The sequence below is a fragment of the Pontivivens nitratireducens genome, assembly GCF_014235845.1.
In the GTDB taxonomy this organism is placed as follows: domain Bacteria; phylum Pseudomonadota; class Alphaproteobacteria; order Rhodobacterales; family Rhodobacteraceae; genus Pontivivens; species Pontivivens nitratireducens.
In genome coordinates this window covers 111,034-135,117 of record NZ_JACJUQ010000004.1, presented here as the reverse complement: position 1 = coordinate 135,117, position 24,084 = coordinate 111,034, and the positions used below count along the sequence as shown (strand labels likewise).

Below are 24,084 nucleotides of genomic sequence, written 5' to 3'. Positions count from 1 at the left end.
CATATCCCGTCCCCCTTCCGCCCCGCATCTGGTGCGCGGATCGCGGGGGAGTCGGCGGTGTCGCGCCATTTGCAGGTGAGGACCCCCTCAGAAGAAATGTCCGACGCGGCTCAGCCATATGGTCGGCGCGGTGCAGCCACGTCAGATTCGCGTATGTTCGCTAAATGTTCTATTCTGACGGCTTCCCTGAGTCGCCTGGATCGGACCGATGGACCTGCACGTCAGCACGCTGTTTTTCGACATGACCTCCTATTTCGCCTCCGTCTGGCAGGCGGAGGAACCGGCCCTGCGCGGGCATCCCGTCGGAGTGCTGACCACGGATGCACCGGGCGCGGCCCTGATCGCCGCAAGCAGGGAGGCGAAGGCGCTGGGCGTCACGGGCATGATGCGCGCGGCCGAGGCGAGAAAGATCTGTCCCTCCATACAATTCCGGGTGGCGAAACACGATCTGTTCGTGGACTACCATCACCGGATACGCGACGCGGTGGACACCGTCATTCCCATCCATCGCGCACATTCGGTGGACGAATTCTCCTGCCTTCTGACCGGATCGCAGCAGAAGTTGAGCCGCGCCCTGTCCATCGGCGCGGATTTGCAGAATGCGATACTGGAACAGGTCAGCCCCGCCCTGACATGTTCCGTCGGGGTGGCTCCGAACAAGATGCTGGCCAAGGTCGCCGCTGCCCTGCGCAAGCCGGGTATGGACTGGATGCATCCGTCTGTTTTGCCACAGAAAATCGCGCATCTGCGGCTCAAAGACTTGCCGGGCGTGTCCAAGGGCATCCTGCCCCGTCTGGCGGCTGCCGGCATCAACGATGTGACCGCCTTGCACGCCATGTCGCCCAAGGCCGCCCGGCATCTGTGGGGAAATGTGGAGGGGGAACGCTTCGTGCGCCAGTTACAGGGCGAGCATGTGGTCTATCCCGAAACCAAACGGCACAGTCTGGGCCATGGTCAGAACCTGACACCGCAAAACCGCACACAGGACGCCGCCCGTCTGGTCGCCCGTCGCCTGTTGGTCAAGGCGGCCTCACGTTTGCGTCGGGAGGGGGTCTATGCCCGCTCTCTCCACATCTCCGCCAAGTGCGAGGGGCAGGGGCGTCTGTCCATCGACGGGCAAATCGCCCCGACGCAGGACAGTTTCACCCTGCTGCGGATATTCGAACGATACTGGGCGCAACTGCCGGTGGCGCGCCCCATTGCGGTCAGCGTGATGTTGGGCGGCCTGCAGGATACACAGGACGATCCGGGCGATCTGTTCAGTCCGACCCGCGCGGGCGAGCCGACCGGATCGGAGGCGCTGTGCGCCAGTATAGACAAGCTCAACGCCCTGTTCGGGCAGGATACGATCCGCTACGGCGAACTGCCCCCGCAGAAGGTGGCCTATACCGGCGCGAAGATCGCGTTCAACCGGGTGCCGGACCGGTCGGAGTTTCACGAATAGGGCCTGCTCTGTTCGTGCCGGCTCGGTTCGTGCTGGCTCAATTCGTAGTCGGGGGATCGATTTGCAGCGAATCCCGGCCCATCAGGGCCCGTTCGGCCTGCAACTCGTCCAGACGCATCGGCGTCCTGTCGATGACACGGGCCAGTTCGCGCACCGGAACCGGATCGGGTTTGCGGTACTTCACCTCGCCATCCTTGCCGATCAGCAGGAACTGGAAGTCGCGGGGGTGGAACCGGTCACGCAGGGGGCTGTCCTGCTCGGTATCGACGATGACCACGACGTCCCGATCCTCCAGATCGCGACGGCCCAGCTCGAATTCGCCAAGCTGTTCGACCACGCGCGGGTCGCGCGGACTGTCCGCGAAGATGATGATGGGGCGTGCCACCCAACGATATTCTGCCAGTGGATCGTCCTGCGCACCGGCTGGCAGTGCGATTGCGATAAGGGCAGCGGTCAACCTTCTGAGCATGAAAGCTCCTTTCAGAATGGAATATAGGCGATTTTTCGCGCAGGGGGAGAGGTGGACATGACGCAAACCCCCGCCATTCGTCGCACTGTATTTCTGCTGCCGCCGCTGACTGGGGACCCTGCGGGGTCTCAGACCGGCCCGCAAAGCCCCCGACAAAGTATAATTAACCCTGATATCAGAATGACCCGCCGGGATCGGAACGCCGCGCGCAACATGCGCCAGGCCCCATCCCCCGCCGTGAAGGAGACCTATGATGAGTGACTGGAAAAAACTGGCCGAGAAGGAACTGCGCGGCCGTCCCCTCGACGATCTGACATGGCACACGGCCGAGGGGATCGACGTCAAACCGCTCTATACCGCGGACGATGTCGAAGGGTTGGAGCATATGGGCGGCGTCCCTGGACAGGCGCCGTTCACCCGCGGACCGCGGGCGACGATGTATACCGGGCGTCCCTGGACGATCCGGCAATATGCGGGTTTCTCGACAGCTGAAGAATCGAATGCGTTCTACCGCAGGGCGCTGGATGCGGGCCAGCAGGGTGTTTCCGTGGCCTTCGATCTGGCGACGCATCGCGGCTATGACAGCGACCACCCCCGGGTCGAAGGGGATGTGGGCAAGGCCGGTGTGGCCATTGATTCCGTCGAGGACATGAAGATCCTCTTCGACGAAATCCCGCTCAAGGACATCTCCGTCTCCATGACGATGAACGGCGCGGTGATCCCGGTTCTGGCCTGTTTTATCGTCGCGGGGGAGGAGCAGGGATGTTCCATCGCGGATCTGTCGGGCACCATTCAGAATGACATCCTCAAGGAGTTCATGGTCCGCAACACCTATATCTATCCGCCCGAGCCCTCGATGCGGATCGTGTCGGACATCATCGGATATACCGCGACCAACATGCCGCGCTTCAACTCGATCTCGATCTCCGGCTATCACATGCAGGAGGCTGGCGCGAACCTGGTGCAGGAACTGGCCTTCACCCTGGCGGACGGGCGCGAATATGTCCGCGCGGCGATTGCCAGCGGCATGGATGTGGATGCCTTCGCGGGGCGGTTGAGCTTCTTTTTCGCCATCGGCATGAACTTCTTCATGGAGGCGGCGAAGCTGCGCGCCGCGCGTCTGCTGTGGACCCGCATCATGGCGGAGTTCGAGCCGAAGAAGCCCGGCTCCTCCATGCTGCGGACGCATTGCCAGACTTCGGGCGTATCCCTGCAGGAGCAGGATCCCTACAACAACGTCGTGCGCACCGCGTATGAGGCGCTGGCCGCCGTGCTTGGCGGTACGCAGTCGTTGCACACCAACTCGTTCGATGAGGCGATCGGCCTGCCCACCGCCCATTCCAGCCGCATCGCGCGCAACACCCAGCTGATCCTGCAGGAGGAAACCGGCATCACCAATGTCGTCGATCCGCTGGCCGGATCCTATTATGTCGAGAAGCTGACGGCGGATCTGGCGGAGGCCGCGTGGAAGATCATTGAGGAGGTCGAGGAAATGGGCGGCATGACCAAGGCCGTGGCCTCCGGCATGCCGAAACTGCGCATCGAGGAAGCCGCCGCCCAGAAACAGGCCCGCATCGACCGGGGGCAGGAGGTCATCGTCGGCGTGAACAAGTATCGCCGCGACAAGGAGGAGGAGATCGACGTCCTCGACATCGACAACGTCGCCGTGCGCGCCAGCCAGATCGAGCGGTTGGAAAAGATACGCGCCAGCCGCGATCAGGCGGCATGTGACGCGGCGCTGGCCGCGTTGGAGACCGCTGCGGGCGGCACCGAAAACCTGCTGGCCGCCGCGGTCGAGGCCGCGCGGGCCCGCGCCACCGTCGGGGAAATCTCCGACGCGATGGAAAAGGTGTTCGGCCGCCACCGTGCCGAGGTCAAGACCCTCGCAGGTGTCTATGGCGCGGCATATGAGGGGGATGATGATTTCGCCCAAATCCAGCGCAACGTGGAAACCTTCGCCGAGGAGGAAGGCCGCCGCCCCCGGATGCTGGTCGTCAAGATGGGTCAGGACGGTCACGATCGTGGCGCGAAGGTCATCGCCACGGCCTTCGCGGATATCGGCTTCGACGTCGATGTCGGTCCGCTGTTCCAGACGCCAGAGGAAGCCGCGCAGGATGCCGTGGACAACGACGTGCATGTCATCGGCATCTCGTCGCAGGCGGCAGGGCACAAGACCCTCGCCCCGAAACTGGTCGCCGCGCTGAAGGAGGCAGGCGCGGGCGATATTCTGGTTGTCTGCGGCGGCGTGATTCCGCAGCAGGATTATCAGTTCCTGTACGATGCAGGCGTCAAGGCGATCTTCGGCCCCGGCACGAACATACCGCATGCCGCTGCAAACATCCTCAACCTGATCCGAAAAACGCGGGAGTGAACATGCTGCCGGTCCTGCTGCTGCTGCTGGGGGCCACACCGGTGCTGGCGCAGGAGATCGTGCATCCGGCACCGCGCCCCTGTATTCTGGCGGAGTGTCCGCCCAGGACATTGCGCACTTTGGGCGGTCCGGTGCCGAACGTGATCGGTGATGCCGATGACCAGATTTCGGACCGGGCCGAACAGGAGCCGGACGCCGCGACGCCCTTCGATACCGAAGCGGTCGGTCCGACGCGTGACTTGCTGCTGCGCCGATTGGGTCGTGACGCGCCGCGCAATCGCATCGGCCACTATTGAGATCGGCCATTATTGAGAGGTGACGCCATGAAGATCAGACAGACCGATCCTTCCTCACCCGAAGCGGTGGCGATATTGCAGCAGAGTTGGCAGTTTCTGGACGCCCGGTTCCCACCCGAACAGCGGTTTCGGCTGGATCTGGAAAGTTTGCGCGCCTCCAATGTGACCTTCTTTCTGGCGACGGAGGGGGGCATGGCCACCGGCTGCGTCGCCTTTGCGCAGCAGGGCGACGATTGGGGTGAGGTCAAATCCATGTTCGTCACCTCCGCCGCGCGCGGGTCAGGGGCGGCGAAAGCATTGTTGCAGGCGGTGGAAACCTGTGCCCGTGCGAAGGGCTGTACGTTGCTGCGGCTGGAAACCGGTGTGGGACTGGACGCGGCGCACGCGTTCTACGCTCGCGAAGGGTTCGTAACCATTGGACCGTTCGGCACCTATCCCGACATTCCCAGTTCGGTGTTCATGGAAAAGAAACTTGCGTCGGATTCGGGTGACGGCGGGGCGGCGTGCGGTTAGGTCAGATACAGGGCAGGTTTGGCCGATGGACAGGGGAACAACCGCGATGACCGACAACACCGATGCGAACCGGCAGGCGAACCGGCAGGCCGCGCTCGATTATCACGAATTTCCGCGCCCCGGTAAGCTGGAGATTCGTGCGACCAAGCCTTTGGCCAACCAACGTGATCTGGCGCGCGCCTATTCGCCCGGCGTGGCCGAGGCCTGTCTGGAGATTGAGACCGACCCCGCCACCGCCGCGAAATACACCGCCCGCCAGAATCTGGTCGCGGTGGTCACGAACGGCACGGCGGTCCTCGGCCTTGGCAATATCGGTGCGCTTGCCTCCAAGCCGGTGATGGAGGGCAAGGCCGTCCTGTTCAAGAAATTCGCCAATATCGACTGCTTCGACATCGAGGTGAACGAGACCGATCCGCACAAGCTGGCCGATATCGTGACCTCGCTGGAGCCGACCTTTGGCGCGATCAATCTTGAGGATATCAAGGCGCCCGATTGCTTCATCGTGGAAAAGCTGTGCCGCGAACGGATGAACATTCCGGTCTTTCACGACGATCAGCACGGCACCGCCATCGTCGTAGGTGCTGCGGCGCTGAACGCGCTGCGCCTGACAGGGCGCAGGTTCGAGGATATCAAGGTCGTCTCCACCGGGGGTGGGGCGGCCGGGATCGCCTGTCTGAACATGTTGCTGGCGCTGGGGGTCCGGCGTGAGAATGTGTTCCTGTGCGATCTGGCCGGGCTGGTGCATGAGGGGCGCGAGGCGGACATGACCCCGCAAAAGGCCGAATACGCGCAGCCCGGCGGCCCGCGGGGGCTGGGCGACGTGATAGAGGGGGCGGACCTGTTTCTGGGCCTGTCCGGCCCGAACGTGCTGAAGCCCGAGATGGTCGCGAGGATGGCGGATGCGCCGATCATCCTGGCTTTGGCCAACCCCAACCCCGAAATCGACCCGGACGAGGTTCGCGCCATCAAGCCCGACGCGCTGATCGCCACGGGTCGTTCGGACTATGCCAATCAGGTCAACAACGTCCTGTGCTTCCCGTTTATCTTTCGCGGGGCGCTGGACGTGGGTGCGACGGAAATCAACGAGGCCATGAAAATCGCCTGCGTCGAGGGGATCGCGGAGCTTGCCCGCGCGTCCTCCAGCGCCGAGGCTGCGGCGGCCTATCAGGGGGAGCGGCTGGTCTTCGGTCCGGAATACCTGATCCCCAAACCCTTCGACCCGCGCCTGCTGGCGGTGGTCGCCGGGGCCGTGGCCAAGGCCGCGATGGACAGCGGCGTTGCCTCGCGCCCGGTCGCGGATTTGCAGGCCTACAAGGAGAAGCTGGACAGCTCCGTCTATCGCTCCGCCCTCATCATGAAGCCGGTTTTCGAGGCGTCGCGCAGTTCCCCGCGCCGCCTCGTCTTTGCCGAGGGGGAGGACGAGCGCGTGCTGCGGGCCGCCTTCGCGATGTCCGAGGAAACGATCGATCGCCCGATCCTGATCGGACGGCCGGAGGTGATCGCCAGCCGTGCCGCGCGCAGTGGCATTCCGCTGAACACCGACAATTATGAAATCGTGAATCCCGAAAGCGATCCGCGCTATCGCGATTACTGGGAAACCTATCATGGCCTGATGGCGCGCAGGGGCGTGACCCCGGATCTGGCCCGCGCGATCATGCGCACCAACACCACGGCAATCGGCGCGGTTATGGTCAATCGCGGTGAGGCTGACAGCCTGATCTGCGGGACGTTCGGGCAGTATCTGTGGCACCTGAACTATATCGAACAGGTTCTGGGCGGGCAGGGGCGCAAACCTATCGGCGCGTTGAGCCTGATGATACTTGAGTCTGGTGCCCTGTTCATCGCGGACACGCATGTGCATCCCGAACCCTCTGCCGAACAGATCGCGGGTATCGTCATAGGTGCCGCGCGTCATGTGCGGCGCTTCGGTCTGGAGCCCAAGATCGCGCTGTGCTCTCACTCGCAATTTGGCAATCTGAACACCGAAAGCGGGCGGCGGATGCGAGCAGCGCTCGAAATGCTGGACGCACAATCGCTCGATTTCGAATATGAGGGCGAGATGCATTCCGACGCGGCGCTCGACCCGGACCTGCGGGCCCGGATATTCCCCGACAGCCGGATGAAGGGCGCGGCCAACGTCCTGATCTTTGCCAATGCGGATGCCGCATCGGGGGTTCGCAATATTTTGAAGATCAAGGCCGGGGGTCTGGAGGTCGGGCCGATCCTGATGGGGATGGGCAATCGGGCGCATATCGTCACCAGCTCGATCACGGCTCGCGGGTTGCTGAATATCTCGGCACTGGCGGGAACGCCGGTCGCCAGTTACGGCTGACAAAGGCCGAAAATACACATGGACCGTCCGTGCAGGGCGGCACAACATCCGTCGCAAAGCGGGAACGGGAGAGGAACCGAATGTCTTATCATAAAACTTACGCCGCCGCGAAGGCCGACCCCGAAGCATTCTGGCTGGAGCAGGCGAAAAGCATCGAGTGGGATTCGCCGCCCACCGCCGGTTACGATGAGGCCACGAATTGCTGGTACGCCGATGCCATCGGCAACACCTGCTACAATTGCGTGGATCGCCATGTGGAGGCCGGACGCGGCGATCAGGTCGCGATCATCCATGACAGCCCCGTCACCAATAGCGTCAGCCGCCTCACCTATGCACAATTGCAAGATCAGGTTTCGCGCCTTGCCGGTGTGCTGCACGAACGCGGTGTGCTCAAGGGTGACAGGGTCGTGATCTATATGCCGATGGTGCCCGAAGCATTGGTCGCCATGCTGGCCTGCACGCGGATCGGCGCGGTGCATTCAGTCGTCTTCGGCGGGTTCGCCGCACCGGAACTGGCGGTGCGCCTGAACGACTGTACGCCCAAGGCCGTGATCGCCGGATCCTGCGGGATCGAGCCGAACCGCGTGGTGGAATACAAACCCCTGCTGGATGCGGCGATCGAAATGGCCGAGGAAAAGCCCGAATTCTGCCTGATCATGCAACGCGAACAGGCGCGGGCCGACCTTATATCTGGCCACGATTTCGATATGCTCGATGAAATGTCGCGGGCCGCACCTGCGGATTGCGTTCCGGTGGCAGGCTCGGACCCGGCCTATATCCTGTACACATCAGGCACGACAGGTCAGCCCAAGGGCGTGGTCCGTCCGACGGCCGGTCACATGGTCGCGCTGCACTGGTCGATGGGCAACATCTACGATGTGGGCATCGGTGATGTATTCTGGGCGGCCTCCGATGTGGGCTGGGTCGTGGGGCATTCCTACATCTGCTATGGCCCGCTGCTGGCAGGCTGCACGACCGTGGTGTTCGAGGGCAAACCGGTCGGCACGCCCGATGCGGGCACGTTCTGGCGGGTGATTGCCGATCACAAGGTCAAGAGCTTCTTCACCGCGCCGACGGCCTTTCGCGCGATCAAGCGTGAGGACCCAAAGGGCGAGCATGTCGCGCGCTACGACCTGAGCGATTTCAAGACGCTGTATTTTGCGGGCGAACGGGCCGATCCCGATACGGTGCACTGGGCGGCCGATGTGCTGGGCGTGCCGGTGATCGACCATTGGTGGCAGACCGAAACCGGCTGGGCCATCGCCGCGAACCCGATGGGGCTGGAGGCTCTGCCGGTCAAGGTGGGATCCCCCTCCGTCGCGGTGCCGGGCTACGAGATTCATATTCTGGCGCCCGACGGAACCGAACTGCCGACAGGAGAGTTGGGCGCGGTCGCGATCAAACTGCCCCTGCCGCCCGGGACGCTGCCGACGCTGTGGAACGCGGACGATCGCTACAAGAAAAGCTATCTCACCACATTTCCCGGTTATTACGAGACGGGCGACGCCGGCCTGATTGACGAGGACGGATACCTCTACATCATGGCGCGGACCGACGATGTCATCAACGTGGCCGGTCACCGCCTGTCCACCGGCGCGATGGAGGAGATCCTCGCTGAGCATCCCGACGTGGCCGAATGCGCAGTGATCGGCGTGTCGGATGACCTGAAGGGCCAGTTGCCGGTGGGTTTCCTCTGCCTCAATCGCGGCGTGGACCGCCCCGAGGCGGAGATCGTGGCGGAATGTGTTGCGCAGGTCCGTCAGGTGCTGGGCCCCGTCGCGGCCTTCAAATCCGCGGTGGTGGTGGAGAGGTTGCCGAAAACCAGATCCGGCAAGATTTTGCGGGCGATCATGGTCAAGATCGCGGACGGGGCGGAGTATAAAGTGCCCGCAACCATCGACGACCCCGCCATCCTCACCGAAATCTCCGAGGCGTTGAGCCGTATCGGATATGCGGATGCAGCGAAAAAATGAGCGGTCCGCCACTCCTTGATGGCCGCTCGATCCTCGTGGCCGAGGATGACGCCTCCAATCTGGATGTGGTCACGCAGATGCTGACGAAGTTGGGGGCGGCGGTGACGACCGCCCGCAACGGCATCACGGCGGTGGAGCGGATACGCCGCGACCGCCCCGAAATTGTCCTTCTGGATATCGAAATGCCCGAGATGTCGGGGCTGGACGTGCTGCGTGAGATCGGGCGAGACAGCACCCCTCCGACGGTGATCTGCCTGACGGCGCATGTGGATCAGGACTATCTCAACCGTGTGCTGGAACTGGGCGCGAAGGGAACGATCGGCAAGCCGCTACGCTCGATCGAGCGTCTGGGCCAGCGTATTCTGGAGATCCACAACGGATTGCGCGATGCGCTGGATGTGCCCGTGCTCGACCTGACGGTCTTTGACATGCTGGCCCGGGCGTTGGGGGCGGATATGGTCGGATCGCTGGTCGATCAACTCGGTACGGATCTTGAGAAGTGCAATGCCGCGCTGGTCGATGCCGTGCGCAACAAATCGTTGAAGGATGTGCGCACCCAGACGCATATCCTGACGGGGGTGGCCGGATCGGTCGGTGCATCGCGTCTGGCCGTGCTGGCGGGGCAGTTGAACTCCGCCGCGCATGGGGAGGATATTATCGCCCTGCGCAGCACCGTGCCGCAACTGCGGGTGGAAATCAACGCGCTGTTGCGCGAAATGACCGAGCGTTGATCCCCTCGGAAAGTCTCAGGCCACGTTCACCCGGGACTGGCGCGGCGTTTCAGATCGTCATATTGTAACAATATGACAAGTTCTCTCCTCCTAGTTGAAGACACCCCATCACTTTCGATGGTGTACGAGGCCGTGTTGAAACAGGCGGGGCACAAGGTGGATTGCGTTTTCACCGCCCGCGATGCGCGACGGGCCTTCGATCCGGCCAGACACAGGATCGTGTTGCTCGATATGATTCTGCCGGACGGCAACGGTCAGGATGTGCTGGTCTGGATCAAGAAGCGGGCGCCTGAAACGCGGGTGATCGTCATTACCTCGAACGGATCGGTCAAGGTTGCGGTTGATGCCATGCGAATGGGTGCGGTCGATTTCCTGGTGAAGCCATTCGACGAAGGCCGCCTGCGCAACGCTGTCGCGAACGCCACACGCGGCGACACGCCCGAGGCGGCGGACCTTGCCACCGCGAGCGATTCGTTGCCGCCGCTCGAAGGGTTCATCGGGCAGAGTCGACAGATGCGCGATATCTACCAGACCGTCCGCGTCATAAGCCGCTCCACCGCTACGGTGTTCATCACCGGGGAAAGCGGCACCGGCAAGGAGGTTTGCGCCCACGCCATTCATGCCATGTCGAAACGGGCGGACGGTCCCTTCATCCCGCTCAACTGTGGCGCGATCCCGACGAACCTTCTGGAATCGGAGGTGTTCGGCCACCTCAAGGGGTCCTTCACCGGCGCGATCTCGGACAAGCAGGGCGCAGCGATGGCCGCCGACGGCGGAACCCTGTTTCTGGATGAAATCTGCGAGATGGACCTGAATCTGCAAACCAAGCTGCTGCGGTTCATTCAAAGCTCGACCGTGCAGCCGGTGGGCGCGACGCGTGCGCGCAGCGTGGATGTGCGAATTCTGTGCGCCACCAATCGCGATCCGCAGCGCGAGGTGCAGGAGGGCCGTTTCCGCGAGGATCTGTTCTATCGCCTGCATGTCGTGCCGCTGCACCTGCCGCCCCTGCGTGAACGCGGCGATGACGTGAACATGATCGCGCAGGATGCGCTGGCCCGATTCTCACACGAGGAAGGCAAGCAGTTCCGTGGATTGGCGGAGAACGTGCAGGAGCTGTTCCGCACGCTGGAATGGCGCGGAAACGTGCGCCAATTGCTGAATGTGTTGCGCAACGTGGTCGTCCTGCATGACGGGCCGCTGGTCCTGCGCGAAATGCTTCCGGCCGATCTGGTGCGGCGGGCGCAGTCCGGGCCGGCGGCGGGTGCGGATGCGATCATGGCGGAGGATGCGGCGTTGAACGCTCTGGTCGGCCGCCCGCTCGCCGATCTGGAGCGCACTTTCATCCAGGCGACGATATCCGCCTGCGACGGCTCGATTCCACGTGCGGCGCGGATGCTGGAAATCAGCCCATCGACCCTCTACCGCAAGCGGGAGGCATGGGAGCGTAAGTCGCGCGATGCCGCTGAATGATGCCGCCGCGCACTTTTTGCTGACCTTGGGGCACCTCATTTGCCCTTGAAAGCTGGTCACGAATACGGTGCACTACGCCACGTTTCGGTCTGACCGAACACGCAATTCAGGCGATGCGGGGAAAGCGTCGCCATTTAACAGTAGAGGTTTCACATGAAAAAGACCCTGATCGGTGCCGTCGTCGCATCGCTGGTCGCGACCAGCGCATATGCCGAGAGTCACACGGAGATCATGCCTGCCGTGGTCTATGACATGGGCGGCAAGTTCGACCAGTCGTTCAATCAGGCCGCCTATATCGGGGCAGAGCGTTTCATGGAGGAGACCGGAATCGAGTATCGCGATTTCGAGATCCAGAACGACGCCCAGCGTGAACAGGCCCTGCGCCGCTTTGCCCAGCAGGGCCATAACCCGATCATCGCCATCGGCTTCTCGCACGGTGCGGCCGTGGACAAGGTCGCGGCTGAGTTTCCCGACACCGATTTCGCCATCGTCGACATGGTCGTCGAACAGCCCAACGTCCGCTCCATCGTCTTCAAGGAGCAGGAGGGATCGTATCTTGCCGGTGTCGCGGCGGCCATGGCTTCGGATTCTCAGGCGGTCGGCTTCGTCGGCGGCATGGACATCCCCCTGATCCGCAAGTTCGAGTGCGGCTTCCTCGGCGGCGCACGCTCCGTGAACCCGGATATCGAGTTCATCGGCAACATGACCGGCACGGACGGGTCCGCGTGGAACAACCCGACCCGAGGTGATGAGCTTGCCCGTTCGCAGTTCGCGCGCGGCGTCGATGTGGTCTACCATGCGGCTGGCGGCACCGGCATCGGCGTTCTTCAGGCGGCGGCGGATGAGGGTCTTCTGGGGATCGGCGTCGATTCCAACCAGAACGGCATGCATCCCGGTTCGGTCCTGACCTCGATGCTCAAGCGTGTGGACAATGCTGTCTATGACACGTTCGAGGATTCCATGAACGGGGAGTTCACTTATGGCTTCGACGTGAACGGTCTGGCTGAGGAGGGCGTTGGCCTTGCCCTGGACGAGCACAACGAAGAGTTGATGACACCTGAAATCCTCGAAGCGGTAAATCTGGCGCGTCAGCAGATCATAGATGGCGAAGTGGAGGTGCACGACTACACCTCGGACAGTTCCTGCCCTTACTGATCCTTGCGGATCGTCTGAAATCTGGGGGCAGGTCCGACGGACTTGCCCCCTTGTCATTCTACAACTGTTACGCATTGGAGCGTCCCATGTTCTCTGCCCGTACTGCCCTCGGTTTGATGCTCGGCCTGATGATTGGCATGTCCGGCCCTGCGATGGCTGAGCCGGGCATCGTCTACTCCGTCGGTGGCAAGTTCGACGCTTCCTTCAACGAAGGTGCCTGGCGCGGGGCGGAACAGTGGGCGATGGAAACGGGTGAGAGTTACGGCGAATTCGAAATCGACGGTATCGCCCAATCCGAACAGGCGCTGCGGTCCTTCGCCCGGCGTGGCTACGATCCGGTGGTCGCCATCGGGTTCCTGCATGCCGACGCGCTGGCCAAGGTCGCGGCGGAGTTTCCGCAGACCCGCTTTGCCATTGTGGATATGGTGGTGGAGGCCCCGAACGTCATGTCCATCGTGTTTCGGGAACATGAAGGCAGCTATATCACCGGTGTCATGGCGGCGATGGCCAGCGAAAGCGGTGTAATCGGCTTCGTCGGGGGCATGGACATTCCGCTGATCCGCCGGTTCGAATGCGGTTACCGTCAGGGGGCGGCCTCGCAGGATGCGGATATCGAGGTCATCGCCACGATGACCGGCGCGTCGCCCGCCGCCTGGTCGGACCCCGTGCGCGGTGCCGAAATCACGCGCGGCCAGATCTCCGAAGGTGCGGACGTGATCATGCAGGCCGCTGGCGGAACCGGGATCGGTGTGCTGCAAGCGGCAGCGGACGCGGGCATTCTGGGTATCGGAACCGATTCCAATCAGAACGGCCTGCATCCGGGGCAAGTGCTGACCTCGATGCTGAAACGTGTAGACGTCGCCGTTCAGGAGGCATTCGACGAAAAGACATGGAGCGCCGGTGTGGTATCGCTGGGCGTGGCGGAGGGTGGCCTGTCCATCGCGATGGATGACAACAACGCCGCGCTGGTATCCCCGGCGATGAAGGCAGCGGCTGATGAGGCAGCACGGTCCATCGCCGCGGGGGAAATCGTCGTTCACGACACCTACGTTGACGGCGACTGCCCGTTCTAGAGAATTTCCATTGAGGCACCGGTCGGATCGCACAGGACCGGCCCTGCGGATTAGTGCTTGCCACACTGGACCGGATGGTCAAAAAATGGTGGATGAGCGAAACCAGACCTGAACGTCCCCCCTTCCAGATCGGTGGATTGGGCGAAATTGCCATCAGATGTCGTGACATGGGCGCGATGTGCGCCTTCTATGGCGATGTGCTGGGGCTGGAGGTTCTGACGCAGCGCCACGCCGATCTGATCTTCTATCGTCTGGTCGCGGGTGTGGCGGGTCACACGCAGGTGCTGGCGCTGTTCAGCGGCGATCAGGCGCTTGCCGGCGCGACCTCGACCCTGCACCACATCGCGCTGGGTTTGACGCCGCCCGATCAAGATCGTGCCATTGACTGGTTCGAACGTTGCGGCCAACCCTACCGTATCGAGCATTTCGACTGGATCGGCTGGCGCGGGGTCTTCACGGCGGACCCCGAAGGCAATACCGTCGAACTTGTCGCCAAGCTGAAGGAGCCTCACCCATGACCGCCCCCGCCATCCAGCTTCAGGGCATTTCCAAGAGTTTCGGCTCCGTCCATGCCAACCGCGATATTGATCTGACGGTCGAAAAGGGCACCATTCACGGCATTATCGGTGAGAACGGCGCGGGAAAGTCCACGCTGATGTCGATCCTCTACGGGTTCTATCAGGCGGACCGGGGCACAATCGCGGTGGATGGTACGCAGGTCACGATCAGGGATTCGGACGCTGCAATCGGGCTGGGCATCGGCATGGTGCATCAGCACTTCATGCTGGTCGAACCGTTCACCGTTCTGGAAAATGTCATGCTGGGCGCGGAGGGCGGTGCCCTGTTGAACAAGGGCCGCGCCGAGGCGCGTCAGGAATTGCAGCGGCTGGAGAAGGAATACGAGCTCAACGTCGATCCCGATGCCATCGTCGGCGATCTGCCGGTCGGGCTTCAACAACGTGTCGAAATCCTCAAGGCGCTGTACCGCGGGGCGGAGATCCTGATTCTGGATGAGCCTACGGGCGTGCTGACACCGGATGAGGCGGACCACCTGTTCCGCATCCTCGGCCAGCTGCGCGCACAGGGTAAGACGGTTCTGCTGATCACGCACAAATTGCGCGAAATCATGGCGATCACCGATGACGTGTCCGTGATGCGTCAGGGGCAGATGGTCGCGACCCGTCACACCGCGGATACCAGCGTGGAGGAGTTGGCCGAGCTGATGGTCGGCCGCCGCGTGCTGTTGCAGGTGGACAAGGGCGCCGCCACCCCCGGCAAGGTAAAGCTGGAGGTCCGGAATCTGGAGGTGGTGGACGATATCGGTGTGCGCCGGGTCAAGGATGCCAGCTTTCAGGTGCGCGCGGGAGAGATCGTCGGCATCGCCGGGGTCTCGGGCAACGGTCAGTCGGAATTGCTCGAGGCGATCGCGGGCATCGGTCCCATCGCCAGCGGTGAGGTAGAGCTGTTCGACATTTCAGGTGAGCCGACAGGCTGGCGCCCCCGTCATGGTCTGGGCCACGTGCCAGAGGATCGCCACCGCATGGGTCTCGTGACCAAGTTCACCGCACGGGAAAACACCATTCTGGGCTATCAGCGCGACGCCGAATTCGGCTCCGGCATGTTCCTGGATCGCAAGGCGGTGCTTGAGGCGTCCAAGGCGCAGATGGAACGGTTCGACGTGCGCCCGCCTGATCCCAGCCTGAAGGCCGCGAACTTTTCCGGCGGCAACCAGCAAAAGATCGTTCTGGCGCGTGAGATCGAGCAGGACCCCGATGTCCTGCTGATCGGTCAACCGACCCGCGGCGTCGATGTCGGCGCCATCGAATCCATCCACCGCCGCCTGATCGAACTGCGCGACGCGGGCAAGGCGATCCTGCTGGTCAGCGTGGAATTGGACGAAATTCGCGCCCTGTCGGACCGCATCCTCGTCATGTTCGCGGGGGAGATCATGGGCGAGGTCGGACCCGAGGCCAGCGAGCGTGAAATAGGCTTGCTGATGTCCGGCGTCCGGGCGGAGGATGCGGCATGACGGGCAGGACCTTACGCGGGGATATTGTGACGACCAGCAAGGCGCAAAGCGCACATAAGGAGCGGACGGCATGAACAAGGACCTTCCCGGCTGGGTGGATTTCGGGCTGTTGCCGCTGCTAAATCTGCTGACCGCGTTTCTGGTCGCCGGCATCGTGGTGCTGGCCATCGGGGAAAACCCGTTGGAGGCGGTGAGGCACATCCTCTATGGCGCGTTCGGATACGGAAACGGTGTCGGCTACACGCTGTTCTATACCACGAACTTCATCTTCACGGGTCTGGCGGTCGCCGTTGCGTTCCATGCAAGCCAGTTCAACATCGGGGGCGAGGGGCAGGCCTATCTGGGCGGTCTGGGTGTCGGCCTCGCCTGTCTGATGCTGGATCAATATCTGCCGTGGTGGGGCATCCTGCCGGTGGCGATCCTGCTGGGGGCCAGCTTCGGCGCGATCTGGGGGGCTATTCCGGGCATTCTGTACGCCAAGCGCGGCGCGCATGTCGTGATCACCACCATCATGTTCAATTTCATCAGCTTTTCCCTGATGAATTACATCATCAACGAATATCTCAAGATGCCCGGCAACGCCTCCGTCCAGTCGCGCACGTTTGAACAATCGGCATGGATGCCGAAGCTGACATGGCTCGAAGGGGTGATGCCCGGAATATCCACCAGCCCTGCCAACCTCAGCTTCGTGATCGCGCTGATCGCATGTGTCTTCGTCTACATCCTGATCTGGCGGACGAAGTTCGGTTACGAGGTACGGGTCTACGGTGCCAGCCCCTCGGCCGCGCGCTATGCTGGGATTTCCACCACCCGGGTCGTGGTTCTGACCATGGCGATTTCGGGGGGGCTGGCGGGCCTGATGGGTCTGAACCCGGTTATGGGGGATCAGACGCGCATCTTTCTGGATATTCCGCAACAGGCGGGATTCGTCGGGATTGCGGTGGCGCTGATGGGCCGCTCACATCCGCTGTGGATCGTCTTCGCGGCGCTGCTGTTCGGCACACTGTATCAGGGTGGTGCGGAACTGGCGTTCGAGATGCCTTCAATCACGCGCGACATGGTCGTGGTGATCCAGGGTCTGGTAATTCTGTTTGCGGGTGCGATGGAGTTCATGTTCAGGCCGTGGGTTGCCCGCGCCTTTTCGATGAGGGAGCAGGAAAATGGGTGATTTCATTCCCGATCTGAGTACCGTCGTCGCCCTGACCGACGGCACCTTGCGCGGGGCCACGCCGCTGTTGCTGGCCTGTCTGGCGGGGCTGTATTCGGAGCGTTCCGGCGTGTTCGACATCGGGCTGGAGGGCAAGATCCTGATCGCGGCCTTCGCCGGGGCGACGGTGGGTATCCTGACCGGCAGCGCGCTCATCGCCGTTCTTGCGGCCATCGCGGCCTCGACCCTGTTCGCGCTGATCCACGGGGTGGCCTGCATCACTTTTCGGGGCAATCAGATCGTGTCGGGCGTGGCGATCAACTTTCTGGCGCTGGGATTGGCGGCTGTGGCGGGCAACGCGATCTTCTCCATGGGGGGGCGCACGCCGCAATTGCCGGCCAGCGCGCGTCTGAACGGAGGGGACAGCTGGTTCACCCCGATGTTGGAGGGGATGGGGCGCTACGGTCAGGCGGTGGAGGATATCGCCTTCGATCAATCCATCTTCGTCTACATCGCCTTTGCCGCTGTGCCGTTCACGTGGTGGGTGCTGTACCGCACCCGCTTTGGCATGCGGTTGCGGGCGGTCGGCGAAAATCCTGCGGCGGTCGATACGGCGGGTATCTCCGTCACCGGTCTGCGCTACCGTGCGGTGATATGCGCTGGCGTTCTATGTGGTTTGTCCGGTGCGACGTTGTCCATGGCGCTCAATTCCGGCTACATCAATAATATGGGCGCGGGGCGCGGCTTCATCGCCCTTGCCGCCCTGATCTTTGCCAAGTGGCGTCCGGTGCAGGCTATGTTCGCATGTCTGCTGTTCGCATTTCTCAATGCCTCCGAAAGCCGCCTGCAAGGGACGGAGGTCCTCGGCTTTGAAATTCCTGTGCAGTTGGTACAGGCCATGCCCTATCTGCTCGTCGTGATCCTGCTCGCAGGCTTCATCGGGCAGGCGCGCGCGCCCAAGGCGGGCGGCGTGCCCTATGTGAAGGAACGCTGATGTCCGATCTGTTCGAGGCGGCCCGGGCTGCCCGTGAAAACGCCTACGCCGCCTATTCCGACTTCAAGGTCGGGGCTGCCCTGCGCACGCCGTCCGGCATCTATGTCGGATGCAACGTCGAAAACGTCGCCTACCCTGAGGGCACCTGCGCCGAGGCCGGTGCCATCGCTGCCATGTGCGCGGCGGGCGAACGTCAGATCATCGAGGTTCTGGTCATCGCGGACAGCCCTGTTCCCATCACGCCCTGCGGCGGGTGCCGTCAGAAACTGGTCGAGTTTGCGGGCGCGGACGCGCAGGTCATCCTTGCCGGGTTGCAGGGGGAGACCGCCCGAATGAAGGTCGGTGACCTGTTGCCCGGCACCTTCACGGTGGAGCACATGAAATGATGCTGGAGGACATTCGCGCACGCATCGGCGATGCCCCCATCGCGCTGGGCATGATCCTCGGCTCGGGTCTTGGCCAGATGGCCGGGGAAATGGAGGATGCGACCTCGATCCCCTTCGATCAGATTGAGGGGATGCCGCAATCGGGTGTCTCGGGCCATGCCGGGGCGCTGGTCGTCGGCAATCTGGAAGGTGTGCGCTGCGCAATCTTCTCGGGCCGGGTTCATTACTATGAGCAGGGTCACGCGGCGGCGATGCGCCCGGCGCTGGAACTGCTCGCCGCGCTGGGCGCGCAATCGGTTCTGCTGACGAACTCCGCCGGGTCCACGCGTGAGGAAATGCCACCGGGCAGCCTGATGGCGCTGAACGATCATATCAACTATTCCGGCCTGAACCCGCTGATCGGCGATGGCGGCGACGAACGGTTCGTCGGCATGGTGGACGCCTATGCGCCCGACCTGCTGACCCGCCTGCGCGATGCCGCCCAGGCTGAGGGTATCACCTTGCATCAGGGCGTCTATGCGTGGTTTTCGGGTCCGTCCTTTGAAACCCCGGCCGAGATTCGCATGATCCGCACAATGGGAGCCGATGCTGTCGGCATGTCCACCGTGCCCGAAACCATCCTGGCCCGGCGGATCGGGCTGAAGGTCGCCGCGATCTCGTGCATCACGAATTTCGGGGCCGGAATGACCACCACCAACAATTCCCACGCGGAAACGCTGGAGGAATCCGCCAAGGCACGCGGCGCCTTCATCCAGCTGGTCCGCGCCTATATTCGGAGCTTCGCATGAGCGATCTGAAAGCTGTCGCCCTCAAGGCAGTGTCCTGCCTCGACCTGACCAACCTCGACGACGATTGCACCGAGGAGGACGTCATCGCCCTGTGCAAGCGGGCGCAAACCCCGCACGGGCCGACGGCGGCCATCTGCATCTGGCCTCGTTTCGTCGCGGCGGCACGAACGCATCTGGGCGACAACAGTCCGATCCGCATCGCCACCGTTGTGAACTTTCCGGGTGGCATGGACGATGCCGATGACGTTATGGCCCTGACCGAGCAGGCCGTCGCCGATGGCGCGGATGAGATCGATATGGTGATCCCCTGGCCCAAGCTGATCGAGGGGCACGATCAGGACGTCTCCGCGATTGTCGGACGGGTGCGCCGGTCTGCCGACGGGGCGCTGGTCAAGGCGATTCTGGAGACGGGAATGCTCAGGGAGCCGGACCTGATCAGCCAAGCCGCGAAGCTCGCCATCGAGGGCGGCGCCCATTTCATCAAGACATCGACCGGCAAGGTTCCCGTCAACGCCACGCTGAGTTCCGCCCGTCTGATGTTGGAGGCGATCCGCGACAGCGGCGAGCCGGTCGGGTTCAAGCCTGCGGGCGGTGTAAAATCCACCAATGACGCCGCAGCCTATATTGCCCTGTGCGAGGAAATCATGGGCGACGGCTGGGTCACGCCCATGACGTTCCGCATCGGCGCGTCGGGTGTGCTGACGGCTCTGCTGGCAACGCTCGATGATGACGGGGAACCGACCGAAGGGGAGGGTTACTGATGCTGCCACAGGAAGTCATCGGCAAGAAACGCGACGGCGACCGCCTGACGGAGGCGGAGATCCGTTTCTTTATCGAGGGTCTGCACGATGAGAGCATTACCGAGGGGCAGGTCGGTGCCATGGCCATGGCGATCCTGCTCAACGGCATGGTGATGGACGAACGTGTCGCCCTGACCCAGGCGATGCGCGACAGCGGCACCGTTCTGAAATGGGACCTGGACGGACCTGTGATCGACAAGCATTCGACGGGGGGTGTCGGTGACAACGTCTCACTGATGCTGGCACCGGCGCTGGCCGCCTGCGGGGCCTATGTGCCGATGATTTCGGGGCGCGGTCTGGGCCATACCGGCGGCACGCTCGACAAATTCGACGCGATCCCCGGCTACCGTACCCAGCCCGATATCGAGGAGTTGTACCGCGTCACGGGCAAGGTCGGCTGCGCCATCATCGGCCAGACCCCTGATATCGCCCCGGCGGACAAGCGGCTCTACGGTATCCGCGATGTGACGGGCACGGTTGAGAGTATCGATCTGATCACCGCATCCATCCTGTCCAAGAAGCTGGCGGCGGGCCTCGACGCGCTGGTGCTGGATGTGAAGGTCGGCACCGGTGCCTTCATGGCCACGGCCGAGGATGCCGATGCGCTGGCGCGGTCGCTGGTTGAGGTGGCGAACGGCGCGGGGTGCAAGACCTCCGCCATCGTGACCGATATGAACGAACCGCTGGCCTCGGCTGCGGGCAACGCGCTCGAAGTCATCAACGCCGTGCGGTTCCTGAAGATGGAGGAGATCGACAGCCGCCTTTGGGACGTGACCGTCGCCCTTGGCGGTCAGGCGCTGGTGCTGGCGGGGATCGCTGGCGACGCCGCGGACGGTGAGGCGCGGATGCGCGATGCCTTCGACTCCGGTCAGGCCGCCGAGCGGTTCGCCCGGATGGTCACGGAACTCGGCGGACCCGCCGATTTCATGGACCGCTACGAGGATCACTTGCCCCGCGCCAATGTCGTGCGTGAGGTGATCGCGGAGCGCCCTGGTTTCGTGGCCAAGATCAACACGCGCGGCGTGGGTCTGACGGTGGTCGAGCTTGGCGGTGGCCGGGTGCGCGCCGCTGATCCCATCGACTATTCCGTCGGTCTGGACATGCTGGCAGGGCGGGGCCTGCGGGTGGATGACGAGCAGCCGATCGCCCGCATCCATGCCAGCGACGAGGCCGCCGCCGACCGGGCGGAGGCCCGCCTGCGCGCCGCTTATCGCATCAGCGACGAGGCACCGCATCAGTTGCAATTGGAAAAAGGGCGGATCGGCTGATGGCGCGCGCGTTTCTCCTCGTGCTTGACAGTGTTGGCGTGGGCGGTGCCCCTGACGCCGCGCAGTTTGGCGATGGTCCGAACGGTGACGAGGGGTCCAACACCCTGGGTCACATTGCCCAGGAATGCGCCGCCGGGCGTGCGGAGGAGGGGCGCACCGGCCCGCTTACCGTGCCAAATCTGGACGCGCTGGGACTGGGGGCGGCCACGCGGCTCTCCTCCGGCCTCGACGTGCCGGGCCTGGGCGCGACCCCGACCGCGGCATGGGGTACCGCGACGGAGGTTTCGCAGGGCAAGGACACGCCGTCCGGGCATTGGGAACTGGCGGGCGTGCCCGTGCCGTGGGACTGGCATTATTTCCCGGAAACCGTCCCGACCTTCCCCGATGACCTGATCGCGGAGCTGGTGGCGCGCGGTGACATTCCCGGCATCCTTGGCAACAAGCACGCCTCGGGCGTACCGATCATCGAGGAGCTGGCCGAGGAGCATATCCGCACCGGCAAGCCGATTTGCTACACCTCCGCCGACAGCGTGTTCCAGATCGCGGCGCATGAGGAACATTTCGGGTTGGAGCGTTTGCTCAAGCTGTGCGAGGTCGCCGCCGAACTGGTGCATCCGATGCTGGTCGGGCGCGTCATCGGCCGCCCCTTCGTTGGCATGCCGGGCAATTGGCAGCGAACCGCGAACCGCCGCGACTACGCCATCGCGCCGCCCGAACCCACGATCCTGGACCGGGTGCAGGCCGCCGGTGGCAGGACCATCGCCGTGGGCAAGATCGGAGACATCTTCGCCCATCGCGGGATCGACGAGTTGCACAAGGGCAAGGACGACATGGCCCTCGTGGACCACACCCTGCGCCTGCTGGACGAGGCGCCGGACGGGGCCTTCGTCTTTGCCAATTATGTCGAGTTCGACAGCAAGTATGGCCACCGCCGCGACGTGTCCGGCTATGCCCGCGCGTTGGAGGTGTTCGACACCCGCGTTCCGCAGATCCTCGGCGGGATGCGCCCGGATGATCTGGTGATCTTCACCGCGGACCACGGAAACGATCCCACTTGGCGCGGCACCGATCACACCCGCGAACGGGTGCCCGTGCTGATGGCCGGTCTGGGTCCCGCGCGCGAACTTGGTCTGCACGGCTTTGCCGATGTGGGCGAAACCATCGCCGCGCATCTGGAACTCGCGCCCGGAAAACATGGAAAATCACTGTTATGAGTACTGGAATAGACGTGGCCGATCTGCCCAAGGTCGAGTTGCACCTGCATCTGGAGGGCGCGGCCCCGCCCGCCTTCATGTCGGCCCTCGCGGCGGAAAAGGGGTTGGACCTCAGCGCCGTGATCGACGGCGACACCTATATCTACACTGATTTTCCAGCCTTTCTGGCCGCTTACGAGGCCGTCAGTTCCATTTTGCAGACGCCCGATGACTATCGCCGTCTGGTGCGTGCCGTGCTGGAACAGTCCCGCGATCAGGGCGTCATTTATACCGAACTGTTCGTGGCCCCTGCAATCACCGGAACGTCGATGGCCGATTGGCCGCAATACCTCGCCGGGATGGAGGCTGGCGCCGACGATGTGCCGCAGGTCGAATGCCGCTTCATTTCCACGGCCGTGCGTCATCTCGGCCCCGAAATCGCCCGCCAGACGGCGGAGGTGACGGTGGCTCACCTGACCCCCCGCCTGACCGGGTGGGGCATGGGCGGGAACGAGAGCATGTTCTGCCCCGCCGATTTCGTGCCTGCCTTCGACATCGCGCGGCAGGCCGGGCTGGGCATCACCACCCATGCTGGTGAGGTTGAGGGCCCGCAAAGCATCCTCGACAGTCTCGACTACCTCAAACCCAGCCGGATCGGCCATGGCGTGCGCGCCATCGAGGATGCCGCCCTGATCGACCGGCTGGCGGCGGAGGGGATCGTGCTGGAGGTCAACCCCGGCTCGAACCTGCGGCTGGACGTGTATCCGACGCTGGACGATCATCCCATCGACCGTTTGCTGCGGGCCGGCGTGGCCGTCACCGTCTCCACCGATGATCCGCCGTATTTCGGCACCACGATGCGGGACGAATACAGCGAATTGGCGCGGGTCTTCGGCTGGACGAAGCTGGAATTCGATGCCATCAACCGCGTCGCACTCAGCGCGGCATTCTGTGACGAGGCGACCCGCGCGCGCCTGATGAAACATTTCGAGGAGCTTGCCGCATGAGCGACCACCTGACCGTCGTGAATCACCCCCTGGTGCAGCACAAGCTTACGCTGATGCGGGAGAAATCGACCTCCACCGCCGTCTTCCGGCAGTTGCTGCGAGAGATCAGCCACCTGCTGGCCTATGAGGTGACGCGCGACCTGCCCATGACCACCACCAATATCGACACGCCGCTGGTCGAGATGGACGCCCCGACGCTCAAGGGTAAGAAGCTGGCCCTGATCTCGATCCTGCGGGCCGGCAACGGCCTCCTGGATGGGGTGATGGACCTGATTCCGTCCGCCCGTGTCGGATTTGTCGGTCTGTACCGGGATGAGGAAACCCTCAAGCCGGTGCAGTATTACTACAAGGTGCCGTCGGAGCTGAACAGCCGCGTGGTGATCGCGGTCGATCCGATGCTGGCGACGGGCAACTCCTCCGCTGCCGCGATTGACCTGCTCAAACAGTCGGGCGCCACCGATATTCGCTTCCTGTGCCTGCTGGCCTCGCCCGAGGGTGTGGCCCTGATGAAGGATCGCCACCCCGACGTGCCGATCATTACGGCTGCGCTGGACGAGCGTCTGAATGAGAAGGGGTACATCCTGCCCGGACTCGGCGATGCGGGTGACCGGATGTTCGGGACGAAGTGATCCGACCGCGCGGCCA

The 24,084-nt window shown here is 63.4% G+C and carries 22 protein-coding genes; 21 read left to right on the top strand and 1 reads right to left on the bottom strand.

All coding sequences use genetic code 11. The annotated features are described in order from the left end of the window. Positions 1 to 208 precede the first annotated feature (208 nt). Positions 209 to 1,444: a Y-family DNA polymerase gene (locus H1S03_RS06465; protein ID WP_185803695.1), complete on the top strand. Its 1,236-nt coding sequence runs from the start codon at positions 209 to 211 to the stop codon at positions 1,442 to 1,444. 37 nt (positions 1,445 to 1,481) lie between these two features. On the opposite strand, the gene H1S03_RS06460 is transcribed toward H1S03_RS06465, so the two are convergent. Further along, positions 1,482 to 1,913, bottom strand: coding sequence for a DUF4174 domain-containing protein (locus H1S03_RS06460; protein ID WP_185803694.1), 432 nt, complete (start codon positions 1,911 to 1,913; stop codon positions 1,482 to 1,484). A gap of 253 nt (positions 1,914 to 2,166) precedes the next feature. Here H1S03_RS06460 and scpA point away from each other — a divergent pair, with 253 nt between their 5' ends. The 20 genes from scpA to upp all read left to right on the top strand — a co-directional run bounded on the left by scpA (position 2,167) and on the right by upp (position 24,068). Continuing rightward, the gene (scpA, locus tag H1S03_RS06455; protein ID WP_430700884.1) at positions 2,167 to 4,284 is read left to right on the top strand and encodes a methylmalonyl-CoA mutase; all 2,118 of its coding nucleotides are present in this window, start codon (positions 2,167 to 2,169) and stop codon (positions 4,282 to 4,284) included. Continuing rightward, on the top strand, positions 4,281 to 4,580 hold the full coding sequence (locus H1S03_RS06450; protein WP_185803692.1) for a hypothetical protein: 300 nt from the start codon (positions 4,281 to 4,283) through the stop codon (positions 4,578 to 4,580). Before scpA ends, H1S03_RS06450 begins: the two co-directional genes overlap by 4 nt. 27 nt (positions 4,581 to 4,607) lie before the next feature. Beyond that, on the top strand, positions 4,608 to 5,093 hold the full coding sequence (locus H1S03_RS06445) for a GNAT family N-acetyltransferase (RefSeq protein ID WP_185803691.1): 486 nt from the start codon (positions 4,608 to 4,610) through the stop codon (positions 5,091 to 5,093). Between the two features lie 46 nt (positions 5,094 to 5,139). After that, a complete protein-coding gene (locus H1S03_RS06440) occupies positions 5,140 to 7,425 on the top strand; it encodes an NADP-dependent malic enzyme (RefSeq protein ID WP_185803690.1) in 2,286 nt (761 codons plus the stop codon). A gap of 80 nt (positions 7,426 to 7,505) precedes the next feature. Further along, positions 7,506 to 9,398, top strand: coding sequence for a propionyl-CoA synthetase (locus tag H1S03_RS06435; protein ID WP_185803689.1), 1,893 nt, complete (start codon positions 7,506 to 7,508; stop codon positions 9,396 to 9,398). Next, positions 9,395 to 10,129 (top strand): response regulator, encoded by a 735-nt coding sequence (locus H1S03_RS06430; RefSeq protein ID WP_185803688.1) that lies wholly within the window; start codon positions 9,395 to 9,397, stop codon positions 10,127 to 10,129. Before H1S03_RS06435 ends, H1S03_RS06430 begins: the two co-directional genes overlap by 4 nt. 72 nt (positions 10,130 to 10,201) lie before the next feature. Beyond that, positions 10,202 to 11,599, top strand: coding sequence for a sigma-54-dependent transcriptional regulator (locus H1S03_RS06425; RefSeq protein WP_185803687.1), 1,398 nt, complete (start codon positions 10,202 to 10,204; stop codon positions 11,597 to 11,599). A gap of 153 nt (positions 11,600 to 11,752) precedes the next feature. Beyond that, entirely contained in the window at positions 11,753 to 12,754 is a 1,002-nt protein-coding gene (locus H1S03_RS06420; RefSeq protein ID WP_185803686.1) for a BMP family lipoprotein, read from the top strand. Between the two features lie 86 nt (positions 12,755 to 12,840). Then, complete coding sequence (locus H1S03_RS06415; RefSeq protein ID WP_185803685.1) at positions 12,841 to 13,827, top strand: BMP family lipoprotein; 987 nt, start codon at positions 12,841 to 12,843, stop codon at positions 13,825 to 13,827. Between the two features lie 92 nt (positions 13,828 to 13,919). Further along, positions 13,920 to 14,345, top strand: coding sequence for a VOC family protein (locus H1S03_RS06410; RefSeq protein WP_185803684.1), 426 nt, complete (start codon positions 13,920 to 13,922; stop codon positions 14,343 to 14,345). Then, positions 14,342 to 15,856 carry an ABC transporter ATP-binding protein gene (locus H1S03_RS06405; RefSeq protein WP_185803683.1) on the top strand — a complete coding sequence of 505 codons (1,515 nt, stop codon included), beginning with the start codon at positions 14,342 to 14,344 and terminating at the stop codon, positions 15,854 to 15,856. The genes H1S03_RS06410 and H1S03_RS06405 overlap by 4 nt, the downstream gene beginning before the upstream one ends. Before the next feature lie 70 nt (positions 15,857 to 15,926). Continuing rightward, on the top strand, positions 15,927 to 17,024 hold the full coding sequence (locus H1S03_RS06400; RefSeq protein ID WP_185803682.1) for an ABC transporter permease: 1,098 nt from the start codon (positions 15,927 to 15,929) through the stop codon (positions 17,022 to 17,024). Then, positions 17,017 to 17,997 carry an ABC transporter permease gene (locus H1S03_RS06395; protein ID WP_185803681.1) on the top strand — a complete coding sequence of 327 codons (981 nt, stop codon included), beginning with the start codon at positions 17,017 to 17,019 and terminating at the stop codon, positions 17,995 to 17,997. Before H1S03_RS06400 ends, H1S03_RS06395 begins: the two co-directional genes overlap by 8 nt. After that, positions 17,997 to 18,383, top strand: coding sequence for a cytidine deaminase (locus H1S03_RS06390; protein ID WP_185803680.1), 387 nt, complete (start codon positions 17,997 to 17,999; stop codon positions 18,381 to 18,383). Before H1S03_RS06395 ends, H1S03_RS06390 begins: the two co-directional genes overlap by 1 nt. Beyond that, positions 18,380 to 19,171 carry a purine-nucleoside phosphorylase gene (locus tag H1S03_RS06385; protein ID WP_185803679.1) on the top strand — a complete coding sequence of 264 codons (792 nt, stop codon included), beginning with the start codon at positions 18,380 to 18,382 and terminating at the stop codon, positions 19,169 to 19,171. The genes H1S03_RS06390 and H1S03_RS06385 overlap by 4 nt, the downstream gene beginning before the upstream one ends. Continuing rightward, the gene (gene deoC / locus H1S03_RS06380; protein WP_185803678.1) at positions 19,168 to 19,932 is read left to right on the top strand and encodes a deoxyribose-phosphate aldolase; all 765 of its coding nucleotides are present in this window, start codon (positions 19,168 to 19,170) and stop codon (positions 19,930 to 19,932) included. Before H1S03_RS06385 ends, deoC begins: the two co-directional genes overlap by 4 nt. Further along, positions 19,932 to 21,239 (top strand): thymidine phosphorylase, encoded by a 1,308-nt coding sequence (deoA, locus tag H1S03_RS06375; RefSeq protein WP_166189702.1) that lies wholly within the window; start codon positions 19,932 to 19,934, stop codon positions 21,237 to 21,239. The genes deoC and deoA overlap by 1 nt, the downstream gene beginning before the upstream one ends. After that, positions 21,239 to 22,453 carry a phosphopentomutase gene (locus H1S03_RS06370; protein WP_185803677.1) on the top strand — a complete coding sequence of 405 codons (1,215 nt, stop codon included), beginning with the start codon at positions 21,239 to 21,241 and terminating at the stop codon, positions 22,451 to 22,453. Before deoA ends, H1S03_RS06370 begins: the two co-directional genes overlap by 1 nt. Then, complete coding sequence (gene add, locus H1S03_RS06365; protein WP_185803676.1) at positions 22,450 to 23,439, top strand: adenosine deaminase; 990 nt, start codon at positions 22,450 to 22,452, stop codon at positions 23,437 to 23,439. The genes H1S03_RS06370 and add overlap by 4 nt, the downstream gene beginning before the upstream one ends. After that, positions 23,436 to 24,068 (top strand): uracil phosphoribosyltransferase, encoded by a 633-nt coding sequence (gene upp, locus H1S03_RS06360; protein WP_185803675.1) that lies wholly within the window; start codon positions 23,436 to 23,438, stop codon positions 24,066 to 24,068. The genes add and upp overlap by 4 nt, the downstream gene beginning before the upstream one ends. The last annotated feature ends 16 nt before the right edge of the window (positions 24,069 to 24,084 follow it).

Bases quoted from the DNA above. Each gene is read 5' to 3' on its own strand.
- H1S03_RS06425 (WP_185803687.1), top strand. From the start codon at position 10,202: ATGACAAGTTCTCTCCTCCTAGTTGAAGACACCCCATCACTTTCGATG.
- H1S03_RS06435 (WP_185803689.1), top strand. From the start codon at position 7,506: ATGTCTTATCATAAAACTTACGCCGCCGCGAAGGCCGACCCCGAAGCA.
- H1S03_RS06440 (WP_185803690.1), top strand. From the start codon at position 5,140: ATGACCGACAACACCGATGCGAACCGGCAGGCGAACCGGCAGGCCGCG.
- H1S03_RS06405 (WP_185803683.1), top strand. From the start codon at position 14,342: ATGACCGCCCCCGCCATCCAGCTTCAGGGCATTTCCAAGAGTTTCGGC.
- H1S03_RS06410 (WP_185803684.1), top strand. From the start codon at position 13,920: ATGAGCGAAACCAGACCTGAACGTCCCCCCTTCCAGATCGGTGGATTG.
- deoC (WP_185803678.1), top strand. From the start codon at position 19,168: ATGAGCGATCTGAAAGCTGTCGCCCTCAAGGCAGTGTCCTGCCTCGAC.
- H1S03_RS06400 (WP_185803682.1), top strand. From the start codon at position 15,927: ATGAACAAGGACCTTCCCGGCTGGGTGGATTTCGGGCTGTTGCCGCTG.
- H1S03_RS06415 (WP_185803685.1), top strand. From the start codon at position 12,841: ATGTTCTCTGCCCGTACTGCCCTCGGTTTGATGCTCGGCCTGATGATT.
- H1S03_RS06395 (WP_185803681.1), top strand. From the start codon at position 17,017: ATGGGTGATTTCATTCCCGATCTGAGTACCGTCGTCGCCCTGACCGAC.
- H1S03_RS06460 (WP_185803694.1), bottom strand. From the start codon at position 1,913: ATGCTCAGAAGGTTGACCGCTGCCCTTATCGCAATCGCACTGCCAGCC.
- H1S03_RS06465 (WP_185803695.1), top strand. From the start codon at position 209: ATGGACCTGCACGTCAGCACGCTGTTTTTCGACATGACCTCCTATTTC.
- H1S03_RS06430 (WP_185803688.1), top strand. From the start codon at position 9,395: ATGAGCGGTCCGCCACTCCTTGATGGCCGCTCGATCCTCGTGGCCGAG.
- H1S03_RS06370 (WP_185803677.1), top strand. From the start codon at position 21,239: ATGGCGCGCGCGTTTCTCCTCGTGCTTGACAGTGTTGGCGTGGGCGGT.
- deoA (WP_166189702.1), top strand. From the start codon at position 19,932: ATGCTGCCACAGGAAGTCATCGGCAAGAAACGCGACGGCGACCGCCTG.
- upp (WP_185803675.1), top strand. From the start codon at position 23,436: ATGAGCGACCACCTGACCGTCGTGAATCACCCCCTGGTGCAGCACAAG.
- H1S03_RS06385 (WP_185803679.1), top strand. From the start codon at position 18,380: ATGATGCTGGAGGACATTCGCGCACGCATCGGCGATGCCCCCATCGCG.
- H1S03_RS06390 (WP_185803680.1), top strand. From the start codon at position 17,997: ATGTCCGATCTGTTCGAGGCGGCCCGGGCTGCCCGTGAAAACGCCTAC.
- scpA (WP_430700884.1), top strand. From the start codon at position 2,167: ATGAGTGACTGGAAAAAACTGGCCGAGAAGGAACTGCGCGGCCGTCCC.
- H1S03_RS06420 (WP_185803686.1), top strand. From the start codon at position 11,753: ATGAAAAAGACCCTGATCGGTGCCGTCGTCGCATCGCTGGTCGCGACC.
- H1S03_RS06445 (WP_185803691.1), top strand. From the start codon at position 4,608: ATGAAGATCAGACAGACCGATCCTTCCTCACCCGAAGCGGTGGCGATA.
- add (WP_185803676.1), top strand. From the start codon at position 22,450: ATGAGTACTGGAATAGACGTGGCCGATCTGCCCAAGGTCGAGTTGCAC.